The sequence below is a fragment of the Mesorhizobium sp. WSM4989 genome, assembly GCF_029625795.1.
GTDB lineage: Bacteria > Pseudomonadota > Alphaproteobacteria > Rhizobiales > Rhizobiaceae > Mesorhizobium.
The window spans coordinates 2,178,432-2,195,488 of the sequence record NZ_JARTVN010000001.1; the positions used below are offsets into that span (position 1 = coordinate 2,178,432).

General features: G+C 64.0%; 15 protein-coding genes and 1 tRNA gene. 13 read left to right on the plus strand and 3 right to left on the minus strand.

Going from position 1 to position 17,057, the window contains the following annotated elements:
* The first annotated feature begins 133 nt into the window (after positions 1 to 133).
* Genes pheS through P9217_RS10485 form a run of 4 tightly spaced genes read left to right on the plus strand, consistent with a single transcriptional unit; the run spans position 134 to position 4,670 of the window.
* Entirely contained in the window at positions 134 to 1,186 is a 1,053-nt protein-coding gene (pheS, locus tag P9217_RS10470; RefSeq protein ID WP_067323841.1) for a phenylalanine--tRNA ligase subunit alpha, read from the plus strand.
* Positions 1,183 to 1,623 (plus strand): GFA family protein, encoded by a 441-nt coding sequence (locus P9217_RS10475; RefSeq protein ID WP_278055028.1) that lies wholly within the window; start codon positions 1,183 to 1,185, stop codon positions 1,621 to 1,623. Before pheS ends, P9217_RS10475 begins: the two co-directional genes overlap by 4 nt.
* The gene (gene pheT, locus P9217_RS10480; RefSeq protein WP_278086066.1) at positions 1,620 to 4,028 is read left to right on the plus strand and encodes a phenylalanine--tRNA ligase subunit beta; all 2,409 of its coding nucleotides are present in this window, start codon (positions 1,620 to 1,622) and stop codon (positions 4,026 to 4,028) included. Before P9217_RS10475 ends, pheT begins: the two co-directional genes overlap by 4 nt.
* 39 nt (positions 4,029 to 4,067) lie before the next feature.
* Positions 4,068 to 4,670 carry a nucleotidyltransferase family protein gene (locus P9217_RS10485; RefSeq protein WP_278086065.1) on the plus strand — a complete coding sequence of 201 codons (603 nt, stop codon included), beginning with the start codon at positions 4,068 to 4,070 and terminating at the stop codon, positions 4,668 to 4,670.
* A gap of 81 nt (positions 4,671 to 4,751) precedes the next feature.
* Here the strand turns inward: P9217_RS10485 and P9217_RS10490 are convergent, their stop codons facing one another.
* Entirely contained in the window at positions 4,752 to 5,747 is a 996-nt protein-coding gene (locus P9217_RS10490) for an aldo/keto reductase (RefSeq protein ID WP_278086064.1), read from the minus strand.
* Positions 5,748 to 5,843: 96 nt separating this feature from the next.
* Between P9217_RS10490 and P9217_RS10495 the strand changes: the two genes are divergently transcribed.
* From P9217_RS10495 to P9217_RS10520, 6 genes are all read left to right on the plus strand, one after another.
* Positions 5,844 to 6,734: a LysR family transcriptional regulator gene (locus P9217_RS10495; RefSeq protein ID WP_127215307.1), complete on the plus strand. Its 891-nt coding sequence runs from the start codon at positions 5,844 to 5,846 to the stop codon at positions 6,732 to 6,734.
* Positions 6,735 to 6,798: 64 nt separating this feature from the next.
* The gene (locus tag P9217_RS10500; RefSeq protein ID WP_278086063.1) at positions 6,799 to 7,371 is read left to right on the plus strand and encodes a cytochrome b; all 573 of its coding nucleotides are present in this window, start codon (positions 6,799 to 6,801) and stop codon (positions 7,369 to 7,371) included.
* Between the two features lie 67 nt (positions 7,372 to 7,438).
* Complete coding sequence (locus tag P9217_RS10505; protein ID WP_278086921.1) at positions 7,439 to 8,014, plus strand: YceI family protein; 576 nt, start codon at positions 7,439 to 7,441, stop codon at positions 8,012 to 8,014.
* A 267-nt stretch (positions 8,015 to 8,281) separates the two neighbouring features.
* Entirely contained in the window at positions 8,282 to 9,268 is a 987-nt protein-coding gene (locus P9217_RS10510; protein ID WP_278086062.1) for a Gfo/Idh/MocA family oxidoreductase, read from the plus strand.
* A 32-nt stretch (positions 9,269 to 9,300) separates the two neighbouring features.
* On the plus strand, positions 9,301 to 10,956 hold the full coding sequence (locus P9217_RS10515; protein WP_278086061.1) for an FAD-binding dehydrogenase: 1,656 nt from the start codon (positions 9,301 to 9,303) through the stop codon (positions 10,954 to 10,956).
* 238 nt (positions 10,957 to 11,194) lie between these two features.
* The gene (locus tag P9217_RS10520; RefSeq protein ID WP_278052134.1) at positions 11,195 to 12,388 is read left to right on the plus strand and encodes a caspase domain-containing protein; all 1,194 of its coding nucleotides are present in this window, start codon (positions 11,195 to 11,197) and stop codon (positions 12,386 to 12,388) included.
* Positions 12,389 to 12,620: 232 nt separating this feature from the next.
* Here P9217_RS10520 and P9217_RS10525 read toward each other — a convergent pair.
* Both P9217_RS10525 and P9217_RS10530 read right to left on the minus strand, forming a co-directional pair.
* Positions 12,621 to 12,697, minus strand: a tRNA-Arg gene (locus tag P9217_RS10525).
* 202 nt (positions 12,698 to 12,899) lie between these two features.
* Positions 12,900 to 14,393 (minus strand): HAMP domain-containing sensor histidine kinase, encoded by a 1,494-nt coding sequence (locus tag P9217_RS10530; RefSeq protein WP_067002984.1) that lies wholly within the window; start codon positions 14,391 to 14,393, stop codon positions 12,900 to 12,902.
* 255 nt (positions 14,394 to 14,648) lie between these two features.
* Here P9217_RS10530 and rpmH point away from each other — a divergent pair, with 255 nt between their 5' ends.
* The 3 genes from rpmH to yidC are packed head-to-tail and all read left to right on the plus strand — an operon-like array spanning position 14,649 to position 16,985.
* Positions 14,649 to 14,783, plus strand: a complete 135-nt coding sequence (rpmH, locus tag P9217_RS10535) for a 50S ribosomal protein L34 (protein ID WP_008833937.1) — start codon at positions 14,649 to 14,651, stop codon at positions 14,781 to 14,783.
* A gap of 16 nt (positions 14,784 to 14,799) precedes the next feature.
* On the plus strand, positions 14,800 to 15,153 hold the full coding sequence (rnpA, locus tag P9217_RS10540) for a ribonuclease P protein component (protein ID WP_067323826.1): 354 nt from the start codon (positions 14,800 to 14,802) through the stop codon (positions 15,151 to 15,153).
* 14 nt (positions 15,154 to 15,167) lie between these two features.
* Positions 15,168 to 16,985: a membrane protein insertase YidC gene (gene yidC, locus P9217_RS10545; RefSeq protein ID WP_067002989.1), complete on the plus strand. Its 1,818-nt coding sequence runs from the start codon at positions 15,168 to 15,170 to the stop codon at positions 16,983 to 16,985.
* Positions 16,986 to 17,057: the final 72 nt, after the last annotated feature.

Below are 17,057 nucleotides of genomic sequence, written 5' to 3' on the forward strand. Positions count from 1 at the left end.
CGGCTGGCGCGGGTTTTTCTTATGCCTGATGCAACCAAATTGGTGACGCGCCGGACCCCGGTGGTTGCCCGATCGAGAGAGTTTCGCCGTGAACGCCACCGCTGGAAATCTTGAAACCCTTGAAGCTTCTTTGATGGCCGACATCGCGGCCGCGGCCGACGAGCAGGCGATCGAGGCTGTGCGCGTCTCGGCGCTGGGCAAGAAGGGCTCGGTCTCCGAGATGCTGAAAACGCTCGGCGCGATGAGCGCCGAGGAGCGGCAGGTCAAGGGCCCGGCGATCAATGGGCTGAAGAACCGCGTCACCGAGGCGCTGACGGCGCGCAAGTCGGAGCTGAAGGACGTGGCGATCGCGGCGCGGCTCGCCGCCGAAACGGTCGACGTCACGCTGCCGGTGCGCCAGTCGCCGGCCGAGCGCGGCCGCATCCATCCGATCAGCCAGGTGATCGACGAGATCGCCGCGATCTTCGGCGACCTCGGTTTCGCGATCGCGGAAGGTCCGGACATCGAGACCGACTACTACAATTTCACCGCGCTCAATTTCCCCGAAGGCCACCCGGCGCGCGAGATGCACGACACCTTCTTTTTCCAGCCGGACGAGAACGGCGAACGCAAGCTTTTGCGCACGCACACCTCGCCCGTGCAGATCCGCACCATGGAGCAGCAGAAGCCGCCGATCCGCATCGTCATCCCCGGCAAGACCTACCGGCAGGATTCGGACGCCACGCACTCGCCGATGTTCCATCAGGTCGAGGGGCTGGTGATCGACAAGACCGCCAACATCGCCAACATGAAGTGGGTGCTGGAGGAATTCTGCAAGGCCTTCTTCGAAGTGCCGAGCGTCAAGATGCGCTTTCGGCCGTCCTTCTTTCCGTTCACCGAGCCCAGCCTCGAGGTCGACATCCAGTGCGACCGCTCGCGGCCGGGCGAAGTACGCTTCGGCGAAGGCTCCGACTGGATGGAGATCCTGGGCTGCGGCATGGTGCATCCCAACGTATTGCGTTACGGCGGGCTCGATCCCGACGAATACCAGGGCTTTGCCTGGGGCATGGGCATCGATCGCATCGCCATGCTGAAATACGGCATGCCGGACCTGCGCGCCTTCTTCGACGCCGACGTGCGCTGGCTCACGCATTACGGCTTCCGGCCGCTCGACATGCCGACGCTGTTCGGGGGTCTTTCCACATGACTGCTCCCCACACCGGGGGCTGCCGCTGCGGTGCGGTGCGGTTCGAGGCCTCGGCCGAGCCGCACCACATCAGCTATTGCCATTGCGGCGATTGCCGGCGCGCCAGCGGCGCGCCGGTGTCGGCCTTTATCGGCTTCGCGGCCGACCAGATCGCGCTCGAAGGCAAATCGCTGAAGAGCTACCGGAACGGCCCGGTGGCGCGCTCGTTCTGCGGCATTTGCGGCTCGCCGATCGCCTATAGCGACGAGCGGCTCGCCGGCCATATTTACTTCACGCTCGGCGCCATGGACATGCCTGCCTATTTCAGGCCGACGCTGCATGCGCATGTGCGCGAGCAGCTGCCCTTCCTGCATATGCCCGATTCACTGCCGCGGCACCTCAAGACGAGCGTGGCTAGACCTGACGCGCAAAGCCATTCCTACGGAACACAGTCATGAAATTCACCCTCTCCTGGCTCAAGGACCATCTCGAGACCGACGCTTCGCTTGCCGAAATCGTCGAGCGGCTGACGGCGATCGGCCTCGAAGTCGAACATGTCGACGACAAGGCGGGCCTAAAACCCTTTGTCATAGCCAAGGTGCTGACTGCCGTGCAGCATCCCGACGCCGACCGGCTGCGGGTGCTTACGGTCGATACCGGCGACGGCAAGCCGCCGTTGCAGGTGGTGTGCGGGGCGCCCAACGCCCGCGCCGGCCTGGTCGGCGCTTTTGCTGCGCCCGGCACCTATATTCCCGGCATCGACGTCACGCTTTCGGTCGGCAAGATCCGCGGCGTCGAGAGCCATGGCATGATGTGCTCCGAACGCGAGCTGCAGCTTTCGGACGAGCATACCGGCATCATCGACCTGCCCGAAGACGCACCGGTCGGCACCAGCTTCGCCGCCTACGCCCATCTCGACGATCCGGTGATCGAGATCAACCTGACGCCGAACCGCCCCGATGCGACCAGCGTCTACGGCATCGCGCGCGACCTCGCGGCGAGCGGCCTCGGCCGGCTGACCGGCGGCGCGATCATGCCGCATGCCGGCGACGGCATGTGCCCGGTCAAGGTCAAGATCGAGGCATCGGAACTCTGCCCCGGCTTCGCGCTGACGCTGGTGAAGGGCGTGAAGAACGGCCCGTCGCCGAAATGGCTGCAGCAGCGGCTGATCGCCATCGGGCTTCGGCCGATCAGCGCGCTGGTCGACATCACCAACTACGTCACCTTCGACCGCGGCCGGCCGCTGCATGTGTTCGACGCGAAGAAGGTCGCCGGCAACCTTGTGGTGCGCCGCGCGAGGGACGGTGAAAAGGTGCTGGCGCTCGACGGACGCGAATACTCGCTGACGCCCGAGATGTGCGTGATCGCCGACGACAACGGCATCGAATCGATTGCCGGCATCATGGGCGGCGAGCATTCGGGCTGCGACGAGAACACCACCGACGTGCTGATCGAATCGGCGCTCTGGGACCCGATCACGACGGCCCGCACCGGTCGCACGCTCGGCATCATCAGCGATGCGCGCTACCGCTTCGAGCGCGGCGTCGACCCTGAGTTCATGGTGCCCGGCGTCGAGCTCGCGACCAAGCTGGTGCTGGAATTGTGCGGCGGCACGCCGACGGAAATCGAGGTGGCGGGCTATGCCGGCCACAAGCCGAAGATCATTTCCTTCCCGCTGTCGGAAGTGAAGCGGCTGACCGGCATCGAGGTGCCGAGAGAAGAAGCGCTCACTATACTGACCCGTCTCGGCTTCGAGCCGCGCAGCTCAGGTGACGCCGTCGAGGTGAAGGTCCCCTCCTGGCGTCCGGATGTCGACGGCAAGGCCGATCTCGTCGAGGAAGTGATGCGCATCCACGGCGTCGACAACATAGCGCCGCAGCCGCTCACCTCGCATGACGCGGTCAACGGCAGGATCCTGACCATGCTGCAGGTGCGCACCCGGGCCGCCAAGCGCGCGCTCGCCGTGCGCGGCATGATGGAGGCGGTCACCTGGTCGTTCATTCCGGCGAAGCACGCCGAGCTGTTCGGCGGCGGCCAGAACCGGCTGAAGCTCGCCAACCCGATCGCCGCCGACATGTCCGACATGCGGCCGTCGCTGCTGCCCGGGCTGATCAGCGCCGCCCAGCGCAATGCCGATCGGGGCATCGGCGACGTGGCGCTGTTCGAGGTCTCCGGCACCTATGAAGGCGACTTGGCCGATCAGCAGCGGCGCGTCGCCGCCGGCGTGCGGCGGGGCACCGCCAAGCTCGACGGCTCGGGCCGCAGCTGGGCCGGCAATGCCGGGCCGGTCGGGGTGTTCGACGCCAAGGCCGATGCGATCGCGGCGCTCGAAGCCTGCGGCGCGCCGGTCGACAGGCTGCAGATCGAGCCCGGCGGCCCGGCCTGGTACCATCCCGGACGCTCAGGCACGATCAAGCTCGGGCCGAAGACCGTGCTCGGCACTTTCGGCGAGTTCCATCCAAAGACGCTCGAAGTGCTCGACGCCTCCGGGCCGCTCTGCGGCTTCGAGGTCTTTGTCGATGCCGTGCCGGAGCCGAAGGCCAAGCCGACGCGCACCAAGCCGAAGCTGGAGCTTTCACCCTTCCAGGCGGTGAAGCGCGATTTTGCTTTCGTCGTCGACCGGACGGTCGAGGCCGGCACGCTGGTGCGGGCAGCTTTGGCCGCCGACAAGAAGCTCGTCACCGGCGTTTCGGTGTTCGACGTCTTCGAGGGCGCTGCGCTCGGCGCCGCCAAGAAGTCGATCGCCATCGAAGTCTCGATCCAGCCGGTCGAAAAGACGCTGACCGACGAGGATTTCGAGGCGCTGGCCAAGCGCATCGTCGAGAACGTCAACAAGCAGACGGGCGGCGTGCTGAGAGCATAAAGGATTGCCGGAAGGTGGCGAATCGCCCTCCATTGGGCGATGCACCATCTCCGCTATTCCGGCCTGCCTTTCGAGGAGCAACGCGCGGCGTTCCTCGAAATCGTGGCGGCGGACCCGCTGCTGGCCAAAACGCTGGCGCGAGTGCGTGAACTGGCGTTGCCGGACTGGCTGGTGGTTTCCGGCGCGCTCTACAACAGCATCTGGAACCATCTCACCGGCAGGCCCTCAGGCTACGGCATCAAGGATGTCGATCTGTTCTATTTCGACGGCACCGATCTCTCCTACGAGGCCGAGGACGCGGTGATCCGCCGGGCGGCGCAGCATTTCGAAGGACTGACGCTGCCGGTGGAGGTGCGAAATCAGGCACGCGTGCACCTGTGGTATCCGGCCAAATTCGGGCAGGCATGCCCGCGCTACACGAGCGCGAGTGAATCGGTCGGCTATTTCGCCTCGAAGACGCATGCGGTCGGGGTGCGGTTCGACGCAGACGAGGCGTTGGAGCTGGTGGCGCCGTTCGGGCTCGACGACATTTTTTCGTTCCGCATCACGCCGAACCGGGTGCTGGACAACCAGCGGACGCATGAGGCGAAGGGGAAGAGGGCGCGAGAGAACTGGCCGGAGATCAGCGTGGTGCCTTGGTAGGTCAGCGCGAGGCGCCCCCCTCTGTCCTGCCGGACAGAGGGGGGCGCTGTCCCGCCAGCGTCTCAAAGCAAGCTGAAATGTCTAACCATTCACCAGCGCCAGCAGCTCTTCGGTATAGCGCTTGCCGACGACCTTGTCGGGCGACAGCGCGTCGCCGATGGCCGCGACCTCGGCGGCGCTCAGCTTGATCCCGGCCGCTGCCGTGTTCTGCTCCAAATGGCGGATCTTGCGCGCGCCGGGGATCGGCACGATGAAATCGCCCTGGTGCAGCACCCAAGCGAGCGCCAGTTGTGCCGCTGTCACGCCCTTTTCCATCGCCAACTTTTCCAGCACGGCAATGACGGCATTGTTGGCTTCCATGGCTTCGGCCTGGAAGCGCGGCAGGCCGAGGCGCCAGTCGCCGGCGCCGAGCGTATCGCGCTTGGCGATGGTGCCGGTGAGCAGGCCGCGGCCGAGCGGACTGTAGGGGACAAAGCCGATGCCGAGCTCGCGGCAAACGGCAAAGACCTCGTCCTCGGGATCGCGGCTCCACAGCGAATACTCGCTCTGCACGGCGGCGATCGGGTGCACGGCATGCGCCCGGCGCAGCGTGGCGCCGCTCACTTCCGACAGGCCGAGCGCCCGCACCTTGCCCTCGCGCACCAGTTCGGCCATGGCGCCGACCGTGTCCTCGATCGGCACGTTCGGGTCAACGCGATGCTGGTAGTAGAGGTCGATGACGTCGGTATCGAGCCGCTTCAGCGAGGCCTCCGCCACCGCCTTGACGTGCTCAGGGCGGCTGTCGACGCCGATCATGCGGTCGATGCCCGAACCGTGCTCGGATATCTTGAAGCCGAATTTGGTGGCGATGGTGACCTTCTCGCGTACCGGCTTCAGCGCCTTGCCGAGCAGGATCTCGTTCTCGTAAGGGCCATAGACTTCGGCGGTATCGAAGAAGGTGACACCGATCTCGATGGCGCGGCGCAGCGTAGCGATGGCTTCCGCCTCCGGCTGTCCGCCATAGACAAAGCTCATGCCCATGCAGCCGAGGCCGACGGGGAAGACTTCGAGTTCAGTTCCTAATTTGCGGGTTTCCATGGCGCATCTCCTTGTTGCGATGGAGATGAAATAGCGCCTAGGCATCCGTTCGATAATCATGTCTCTTTCGCACAGCTCGCTCTATAAGATAGATCAATGAACCGGACGAACCTTTCCCAGCTGGCCGTTCTCGCCGCGGTCGCGCAATGGGCCAGCTTCCGCGGCGCGGCCCGCGAGCTCGGCATCGCGCCGTCGGCGGTCAGCCATGCGGTGGCGAGCCTGGAGGCGCAGCTCGGCGTGCGGCTGCTGGCGCGCAGCACGCGCAGTGTCGCCCCGACCGAGGAAGGCGCGCGGCTGTTGGAGCGCCTGCGGCCGGCGCTGTCCGAGATCGACCTGGCGCTGGAAACGGCGGTCGAGGCGCGCGACCGCCCGGCCGGCAATCTCAGGCTCAGCGTGCCGCGCACCGCCGCGCATCTGGTGCTGACGCCGCGGCTCGCTGCCTTCACGGCCGCCTATCCCGAGATCGTGCTGGAGGTCGTCATCGAGGACCGCTTCACGGATGTGGTGGAGGGCGGGTTCGACGCCGGTGTCAGGCTGGGCGAAAGCCTGCAGCGCGACATGATCGCGGCGCGCATAGGGCCGAACATCCGCGGCGCGGTGGTCGGCGCGCCCTCCTACTTCGCGACCATGCCCAAACCGCGTCATCCGCGCGATCTCGCCGATCACCGCTGCATCCGCTTCCGCTTCTCCAGCGGCATCCTCTACCGCTGGGAGTTAGAGAAGGACGGCGAGGAAATCGAGATCGCAGCACAAGGGCCGCTGATCCTCGACGAGGACCATCTGATCGCCCAGGCCGCGATCGACGGCGCCGGGCTCGCCTTCGTCTTCGAGGACTATGTGAAGGCGCCGCTCGCCGATGGCCGGCTGATCCGCGTGCTGGAGGACTGGTGCCCCGCTTTCGACGGCTTCTTCGTCTACTACCCAAGCCGCCGCCAGATGCGGCCGGCGTTGCGGGCCTTCGTCGATTTCTTCAAGGTGAGCCCGTAGGGCTCCTCCGTTCCGCTTGTGGGGAGGGCTGGAAGAAAGGTGATTTCAGCGACGTTTTTCGACCATGCAATCGTCCATCACCAACACCGCCACCCGCTATGGCTGGGCGATGATCATCCTTCACTGGCTGATCGGCATCATCTTCATCGGCCAGTTCGTGCTCGGCTTCGTGATGATGCGCATCGATAGCCAGCGGACGTCCTTCGAGCTGATCCAGCTGCATAAGTCCGTCGGCTTCCTGCTGCTTGGGCTGGTCATCCTGCGCATCGCCTGGCGTGTCGGCAATGCGGCGCCAGCACTCCCGCCTTCGGTCGGAACATTGGAGCGCAAGGCAGCGCCGCTGGCGCATTTGGCGCTTTACGCCTTCCAGGTTGCGCTGCCGCTCTCCGGCTGGGCGCTGGTCTCGGTCTCGACGCTGGAAATCCCGACGATGCCGTTCAACCAGTTCGTCATGCCCGACCTGCCGCTCGCCGAATCCGACGCCGCGGAAAGCTTCTGGTCCGCCGCGCATTGGTATCTTGCCTATGCCGGCATCGCGCTGGTCGCGTTGCATATCCTTGCAGCGATGCGCCACCATTTCCTGCTGCGCGACGGCGTGCTCACGCGCATAATCACGCCTTCGTCTGCCCGGGAATAGAGCGGGCCGCCCGTTCGTTGGTGGCGGGAAGACAGCAATGCGCTGGTTCAGGATAGGAAAGATGTCGATGCATGCGCGCATCCTCGGATTGGCGGCCTTTGCCGCTTGCCTTGCCGCGCCGGTTTGCGCCGCGGTGGCGCTCAGTGACGCCGCCGGCAGCTACACGATCAGCCCGGCGGGCTCCTCGATCCGCTTCACCATCGGCAAGGCCGGCGGTGGCGGCTTCGGCGGCGCCTTCGGCCGCTTCAAGGGCACGATTCGCATCGACAATGCCGATGTCGGGCGCTCGAAGGTCAACCTCACCATCTTTCCGGAAAGCGTCGGCACCGGCCAGGGCCGCATCGATGCTTTCCTGCGTTCCGACGCCGTCTTCGACAGCGCCAACAATCCGGAGATCCAATTCCGCTCGATAAACGTGACCCGCACCGGCGAGACCACCGCCGTGGTCACCGGCCGGCTGACGGCGCGCGGCAAGACGTTTTCGGAAAAGTTCACGGCCGAGCTCGATGGGCTGAAGTCAGGAACCATCAAGTTCCATGTCACCGGCAAGGTGCTCAGATCGCGCTACGGCATGGATGTCGGCACGCCGATCTATTCCAACGTCGTCGACTTCGACATGACCCTGACGGGGAGAAGGGGTTAGCTCTGGTCGCGCATCCTCGGGTTCGTCATCCTAGGGCGGAGCAAGGAGCGAAGCGACGCGCGCAGACCCTAGGATCCATGGCGTGACGCTAAGGCGTTGCAACGGTTGCAGATCTCTGCATCCCTGCACTTTACGTCATAGGTCACGGAATGGATCCTCGGGTCAAGCCCGAGAATGACGAAGGCGCTTTGTGGCCCGCGTCTGCGATTGGCTTTTCTCCGGAATTGGGGCACACCTCCATCGACGTAACCGACATGGAGAAGCATGATGTTCCGATGGGGTGTTCTGTCGACGGCCAAGATCGGCCGCGAGCAGCTTTTGCCGGCGATCGTAGATTCGGAGAATGGCGTGCTGTCGGCGATCGCCAGCCGCGACCTGTCGAAGGCCAAGGCACTGGGCGAGCGTTTCGGCGCGCCGCATGCCTTCGGCTCCTATGAGGAACTGCTCGCTTCCAAGGAGGTCGATGGCGTCTATATCCCGCTGCCGACCTCGCAGCATGTCGAATGGACGGCAAAGGCAATCGAGGCGGGAAAACATGTGCTGGTCGAGAAGCCTCTTGCGCTCGACGCCAAGGACATCCCGCCGCTGATCAAGCTGCGCGACGAAAAGAAGGTGCTGGTCTGCGAGGCCTTCATGGTCGTCTACCACCCGCAGTGGATCAAGGTGCGCGACCTCATCGCCAGCGGCGCGATCGGCCGGCTGCGCCACGTCCAGGGCGCGTTTTCCTATTACAATGTCGATCCCAGCAACATGCGCAACCAGCTGGATCTTGGCGGCGGCGCGCTGCCCGACATCGGCGTCTATCCGACCGTGTCGACGCGCTTCTCGACCGGCAAGGAACCGGTCCGCGTGCAAGCCACCATCGAGCGCGACAAGACCTTCGGCACCGACATCTATTCCTCGATCCGCGCCGATTTCGGCGACTTTGAACTGTCCTTCTACCTGTCTACGCAGATGGCGGCGCGGCAGGTGATGGTGTTCCACGGCGAGAAGGGTTTCATCGAGGTCTTTGGCCCGTTCAATGCCGGGCTCTACGACCACCACCGCATCGAATTGCACAACCAGAACCACACCGAAGCGCAGGTGTTCCGCTTCCCGGGCACCCAGCAGTACCGGCTGGAATGCGAGGCCTTCGTACGCGCGGCCCAGGGCGGCAAGGACCGTGTCTTCACGCTGGAGGAATCGGTCCTCAACCAGAAGGTCATCGACGCCATCTTCCGCGCCGGCGGCAAGAACGGCTGGGAGCCCGTCTGACAGGCCGTCGGAAGGCGCTGGGGGGAACGAAAATGGCTGACGACGCGGATGTCATCATTGTCGGCGCGGGGCTGGCAGGCCTCGTCGCCGCGGCAGAACTTGCCGATGCCGGCAAGAAAATCATCATCGTCGACCAGGAGCCCGAGCAATCGCTGGGCGGCCAGGCCTTCTGGTCGTTCGGCGGGCTTTTCCTGGTCGACTCGCCCGAGCAGCGGCGCATGCGCATCCGCGATTCCCACGACCTCGCGCTCGCAGACTGGATGGGCACCGCCGCCTTCGACCGCCCTGAGGATTTTTGGCCGCGAAAATGGGCTGAAGCCTATCTCGGCTTCGCCGCCGGCGAGAAGCGCTCCTGGCTGATCGAGCGCGGGTTGAAATTTTTCCCCGTCGTCGGCTGGGCCGAGCGCGGCGGCGGCAATGCCAGCGGCCACGGCAATTCGGTGCCGCGCTTCCACATCACCTGGGGCACCGGGCCCGGCGTGCTGGAGCCCTTCGTGCTGCGCGTGCGCGAGGCGCAGAAGCGTGGGCTCGTCGAGTTCAAGTTCCGCTACCGGGTCAACGAGATCACGCGGACCGGGAAGACGGTGACCGGGGTGCGCGGCGACGTGCTGGAGCCAAGCACGGTCGAGCGTGGACGCAAGAGCTCGCGCAACGTGGCCGGGGATTTCGAGCTCCACGCCCAGGTCGTGATCGTCGCTTCCGGCGGCATCGGCGGCAACCACGAGCTGGTGCGCAGGAACTGGCCGCAGCGTCTCGGCGCGACGCCGAAGCGCATGATCACCGGCGTGCCGGACCATGTCGACGGCCGCATGCTGGCAATTGCCGAAGCAGCGGGCGGGAGGGTCATCAACCGCGACCGCATGTGGCACTATGTCGAGGGCATCAAGAATTGGGCGCCGGTCTGGACCGATCACGCCATACGTATCCTGCCGGGCCCCTCTTCGCTATGGCTCGACGCGCGCGGCAGACGGCTGCCGGTGCCGCTTTTCCCAGGCTTCGACACTTTAGCCACGCTCAGCCATATCATGAGCACCGGCTTCGATTATTCCTGGTTCATCCTGACGAAGAAGATCATCCAGAAGGAGTTTGCGCTGTCGGGCTCGGAGCAGAATCCGGACCTCACGAGCAAGAGCTGGCGGCAGGTGCTCGGCCGCGCCACGTCGGGCATTCCCGGGCCGGTGAAAGCCTTCATGGAAAAGGGCGAGGATTTCATCGTCGAGGCCAACCTTTCGAAGCTGGTGGCGCGGATGAACGGGCTGGCCGGCGAGCCGCTGCTCGATGTGGCGCAGGTCGAACGCGAGATCCGCGCCCGCGACATGCAGTTCGACAACCCGTTCTCCAAGGATGCGCAGGTCACCGCGCTGCGCGGCGCGCGCGCCTATCTCGGCGACAGGCTGATCCGCACCGCAAGGCCGCACAAGATGCTCGATCCGGCGAACGGCCCGTTGATTGCGGTCCGCCTCAACATCCTCACCCGCAAGACGCTGGGCGGCCTGCAGACCGATCTCGACAGCCGCGTGCTCGACGCGGAGGGCGGGCCGGTGCCTGGTCTCTATGCGGTGGGCGAGGTCGCCGGCTTCGGCGGCGGCGGCGTGCACGGCTATGCGGCGCTCGAAGGCACCTTCCTCGGCGGCTGCATCTTTTCCGGACGCAGCGCCGGAAGGGCGGCGACGAAGGCGGTCGGCTGAGCGATCGAACGGTGTTGCCAAAAGCTCGTGAGCTCGGCCCACCTTGTATGCTGCGGCCTCATTCGGGGTTTGATGTTGCTTGAAGTCGATGCCGGAAAGGGCGTTGACGATGCACGGAGACCTCATACCAAGCGGCCTCCGGCAAGTTTGGCCTCTTCCCCAAGCAAGATGGCCCTTACAACGGGTACCCACGCGCTTTAACGGATGGTAATATTCTCCGTTACTCGGGAAGGTCGCAATGTCCAAGGTTTGTTTGTTGTGCGCGTGCCTTCTTTTGCTGGCCGGCTTGTCGACACCGGCCTCCTCTGAGACCCAGATCGGTCAACGCAGCCATAGATATGCGCTCGTAATCGGTAACTCGGCCTACCGTTTTGCGTCATCGCTTCCCAACGGGGTAAATGATGCGAATGCCATCTCCCGAGTTTTGCAAGAGACGGGCTTCGACGTCACCCTTGGATTGGATACCGACGCATCAACGTTCAGGGAACTCATCGGAAAATTCAGGCGAAACTTGCGGCCGGGTGACGTCTCGCTTTTTTACTTCGCCGGACACGGGCTCCAAGCGAACGGGGAGAACTACCTATTGCCGGTTGACGCCGCCCTTCAACGTCCGGCCGACTTGGCTCTGGAGGCTGAGCGCCTGCAAGACATCATCGCCGCCATGACGGCCGAGGAAAATATCGCAATCGTCCTTCTCGATGCCTGTCGGGACAATCCTTTCGTTAAGCAATTGAGTGGACCGGGTCAAAGTCGCGGCCTTGCCATAGGAAAGGGGCTGGGAGCCTTGGATGCTGGCAGGGGAGTCTTTATCGGCTTTGCAACACAACCCGGCAACGTGGCTCTCGATGGAGCCGTCAATCATAGTCCGTTTGCAGACTCTCTTGTGAAGCGGATAAAGACTCCTTCGATCGACATTGAAATTCTCATGCGTCGCGTCCGGTTGGACGTCATGAACGCGACTTCTGGGAAGCAGGTTCCCTGGAGCAACTCGTCCCTGGTGGAGCCGGGATTCTCATTCAACCCGGATGCCGCGTCTAGTCCGTCTTCGGCAGACGCCTATCAGCCAGACATCAACGCGGCGGCAGAGCTCGAATTCTGGAAATCAATCAAGGATACATCCGATGTCTCGATGTATCGTGCTTATCTAGCGGCATTTCCGAATGGTGCATTCGTCGAAATTGCAAAGAGCCGAATTGCCAAGTTCCAAGCACCTACGCTGCCACGCAAAAAGATCCTGCCAAAGAAAGTCAGTCGCAAGCCGCAAGTGTCGTTGCCTGTCGATGAACCTTCCAATCGTTCGGCAAAAACGAGCGCACCAGCTAAACCAGAATCCGTGGGGCGATGCAGGGATGGCAACAAGGAGAGGTGTCGCCAGAGATGCCGTGAAGGCGCAAGGCGTGCCTGTCGCAAGCTGCAACAGCTAGGGGGTTAGTAACGCCGATGACTGCCTTGCGCGCGGTGGGACTTAGGCCGCGCCGCCGACTGCGGCTGGAGACGAGCAAGGGTGCATGAAAAAAAGCTGAACTCAAGAACGCTCGGGTATCACTGCCGACCCGATCGGGATCGTGGATTAATACGCCACGTGAACCTCGCCGCGTGAGCGTAGGCAGCCAGCGACTGCTTCGGCCGGCGAGGCAAATGCGCGGGAGTTCAGTTTGATTAATTGGCGCGCCCGAAGAGATTCGAACTCCTGACCCCCAGATTCGTAGTCTGGTGCTCTATCCAGCTGAGCTACGGGCGCGCATCAGGCCGTGTGAGACACAAGCCCCGCGATCCGGTCGAGACGCCGGCCGCGATGTGGAGTGTTCCCTAACGACTGAATTTCGGAAAAGCAAGCCGGCCCGGCAAAAGTTTTGTCGCAGGCGTTTACAGGATCACATTCCGACCGGGGTCTTTGCTTCACGGAACTCCGAAGCGGGAACGTCTTCCCTGGCCTGCCACGGTCAAGCCGGGCGGCGCAGGCCGTTGCGGGCCTGATCGAGCCGCACCGGCTGGTCGGGGATGGTGACGGCGAAGACCGTGCGGCCGCCGATCGATTCGACCAGCTCCACCGTGCCGCCATGGGCGCGGATCAGCTCATGGGCGATCGCCAGGCCAAGGCCGGTGCCGCCGCTGCGCGCCGAGCCGCGGAAGGCGGCGAACAGGTTCTCGCGCGCCTTGGGCGGGAGGCCGGGGCCGGTGTCGCTGACGGTGATGCGGCTGACGCTGCCCAAGCGCTCGGCCGAGACGGCTAGCCGACGCACCACCGCGCTCTCCGTGTCGGCCGCCATTGCCTGCACCGAGTTGCGGCACAGATTGGTGAGCACGCGGAAGAGCTGGTCGGAATCGGCGTCGACTTCGAAGGTGAGCTCGACGGCATTGATGAATTCGATGCCCTCCTCGATATCGAGCAGGCCGTGCACGTCGTCGACCAGCTGGCGCAGCCGCAAGCGGCGGCGCGACGGCGCCGGCTCCTGTGTGCGGCCATAGGCAAGCACGCCCTCCGAATAGGCGACGGCGCGGTCGAGCGCGCGCAACAGCTTCGGCGCGAAGGACTGGACGGTCGGATCCTTCACCTGGCGCAACCGGTCCGACATAAGCTGCGCGGAAGCCAGGATGTTGCGCATGTCGTGGTTGATCTTGGACACGGCAAGCCCGAGGTTGGCGAGGTGCTTCTGCTCGGCGAGCATTTTTTGCAGCCGATCCTGCATCTGCGACAACTCGCGCTCGGCGACGCCGATCTCGTCGGCACGCTCCGTCGGGCAAATTATGCGGCCGGGATCGTCCGGCGCCTCGGAGAAGGACAGGATCGAGCGCGTCATGGTGCGGATCGGGCCGATCATGATCAGATCGATCGCCGCATAGACGAGCATGGCGGTGAACAGCGAGATCAGCAGCGAGACGACGGCGACGTTGCGCGAATATCTGAGCATGGCGTTGCGCAGACTGTAGTCCGGCATGATCAGCTCGAATTCCTTGTCGCTGTCGCCGACCGGGCCGAAGACGCGCAGCATGCGGTTGCCGCCGGCGAACAGCGTTTCCAGCGCGCCGGTCATGCCGTTGACCAGGCCGACATTGGCAATATCGATATGCTCGTCTACCTTCGGCGGCATGTCGGCCACGACAAGCAGCCGCGAGACGCCGCCGTCGCGCACCGCGATCGCCTTGGCGCCGATCGCCATCAGCACGTCGTTCTGGGCGGTGTGCGACAGCGAGTTGGGCTCGCCCTGCAGCAACACGATCGACACGGCGGCGGAGGTGCTCAGCCGCTCCTTCAGCCAGTTCACCCGGTAGCTGGCGATCCAGGGCAGGAAGATCAGGATTTCGGCGAGCAGCACGAAGACGATGGTGAGAAGCAGAAGCTTGGTCGACAGACCGCGCGACAGCGGCACCCGGCGCGGCGAGCTTGCCGCCGCGGGGCGTGGCTTTTCATCCGTTGACAGGACTTCACTTGTCATGACGCGGTTTTCACGAAGGCTTGATCGAGCAAGATTATGCGATTTGCGGCTTTTTTGCCAATTTCGCCGCCGGCCAGTGAAAAAATGCCGTTGGGCGGGCTGGATTGACTTCCAAAATCCTTCTTCCTATAAGCCCGCTCACGCTCGGGCCTTCCGTCCCGGCGCGGTTTCGATCGCGCCTATAACCGGCCCGGCAAAGCTCCTGTTACAGAGTGACAGAATCAAGAAGGGCCGCACGCCGCGGTATTAAAACAAATGAAGCGTACCTACCAACCGTCCAAACTCGTCCGCAAGCGCCGGCACGGTTTCCGTGCCCGCATGGCCACCAAGGGTGGCCGCGGCGTCGTCGCAGCCCGCCGCAACCGCGGCCGCAAGCGGCTCAGCGCCTGAACGAAAGACGAGATCGTTGCCCGCAACCGGCAAGCCAAAGGGGAAAACTCCCGGGCGGCTTCTGAAACGCGCGGATTTCATGGCTGTGCGCGGCGGCGAGAAGCGCCGCGGGCGGCTTTTTCTCGTCGAGGTTCTCGACCGGGGCGACGATTGTGCGCCACGCGTCGGCTACACCGTGACCAAGAAGGTCGGCAACGCCGTGGTGCGCAACCGCGTCCGGCGGCGGCTGAGAGAAGCCGTGCGAACGCATGCCGCCGATGACATGGCGCCCGGCAGTGACTATGTCATCGTCGGGCGCGAAGACGTGCTTGCCATTCCGTTCGGCCAGTTGAAGGCCGAGCTTTCCCGCCGGCTGCGCGGAACACGATAGGCCAAGGGCTTTCGATGGAAAACAACCGCAATTTCTTCATCACCATCGCGCTGTCGGTGCTGATCCTGACGCTCTGGCAGGTGTTCTACATGAACCCCAAGATGGAGCAGCAACGCGAGCAGGCCCGCATCGAGCAGCAGCGCGTCGAGGCGCAGAAGAAGGAAGCGCAGGGGACCAATCCGGGCGCGGCCGGGACGCCGGCGCCGGCTCCGGGCGCCATCCCGACCGCACCTGGCGGCGAGACAGTCACTGTAGAGAGCCGTGACCAGGCGGTTGCCGCGACCAAGCGCATCAAGATCGACACGCCGAGCCTCGAGGGCTCGATCAATCTCACCGGCGCTCGCCTGGACGACCTCAAGCTCAAGCACTACACCGAGACGGTCGACAAGAATTCGCCCGAGATCCAACTCCTCAATCCGCAGGCGCTACCGACCGGCTATTTCGCCGAGATCGGGTTCGTCGGCACCGACAAGACCGGCGCGGTGCCGAGTTCCGACACGGTGTGGAGCGTTGAGGGCAATCCGACGCTGACCCCGTCGACGCCGGTGACGCTGACCTACACCAACGACAAGGGCCTGACCTTCAAGCGCACCATCTCGGTCGACAACGATTATATGTTCACCGTTTCGGACACCGTGCAGAATTCGGGAAGCGCTGCCGTCAGCCTGTTCAACTACGGTCGCGTCACGCGCTACGACAAGCCGGCGGTCGCCAGCACTTATGTGCTGCATGAAGGCCTGATCGGCGTTACTGGCACCGAGGGGCTGACGGAATACAAATACGCCGCCATCGAGAAGGACAAGGAAGTCAAGCCAGGCAAGTCGACCGACGGCTGGCTCGGCATCACCGACAAGTACTGGGCCGTCACCATGGTGCCGACCGAAAAGCAGCCCTTCCAGCCACGCTACGGCTATTTCGAGGACGGGCGCCATCGCTACCAATCCGACTTCCTCACTGATCCGATCAACATCGAGGCCGGCCAGTCCGCAACCATCGAAACCGAAGTGTTCGCCGGCGCCAAGGAAGTCGCCAAGATCAACGCCTATGAGGCTGACCGTCATATTCGCCAGTTCAATCTGCTGATCGACTGGGGCTGGTTCTATTTCATCACCAAGCCGATGTTCTGGCTGATCGACACGCTGTACAAATTCTTCGGCAATTTCGGCCTAGCGATCCTGGCCACGACCGTCATCGTCAAGGCCATCTTCTTCCCGCTGGCCAACAAGTCCTACGCGTCGATGGCGAACATGAAGAAGGTGCAGCCGAAGATGCTGGAAATCCGCGAGAAATACGCGGACGACAAGATGAAGCAGCAGCAGGCGATGATGGAGCTCTACAAGACGGAAAAGATCAATCCGTTGGCCGGCTGCTGGCCGGTGGCGCTGCAGATCCCGGTCTTCTTCTCGCTCTATAAGGTGCTCTACATCACCATCGAGATGCGGCACGCGCCGTTCTTCGGCTGGATCCACGACCTCGCGGCGCCCGATCCGACCTCGGTGTTCAACCTGTTCGGCCTGCTGCCCTTCGCGCCGCCGGCCTTCCTCCCGCATATGGGCGCCTGGGCGGTCGTGATGGGCATCACCATGTTCCTGCAGATGCGCATGAACCCGACGCCGCCGGACCCGACGCAGGCCGCGGTGTTCACCTGGATGCCGGTCCTCTTCACCTTCATGATGGGTTCCTTCCCGGCCGGCCTCGTCATCTACTGGGCCTGGAACAACCTGCTCTCGATCCTGCAGCAGGGCGTGATCATGAAGCGCCAAGGCGCCAAGATCGAGTTGTGGGACAATCTGGCGGCGATGTTCCGCAAGAAACCATCGCCGGCGGAATAGATGGCACCCCGGCCCTAACACCAAAAACCCCGGCATGACCGGGGTTTTTTCGTTGGCGGCTTGCCCTATGGC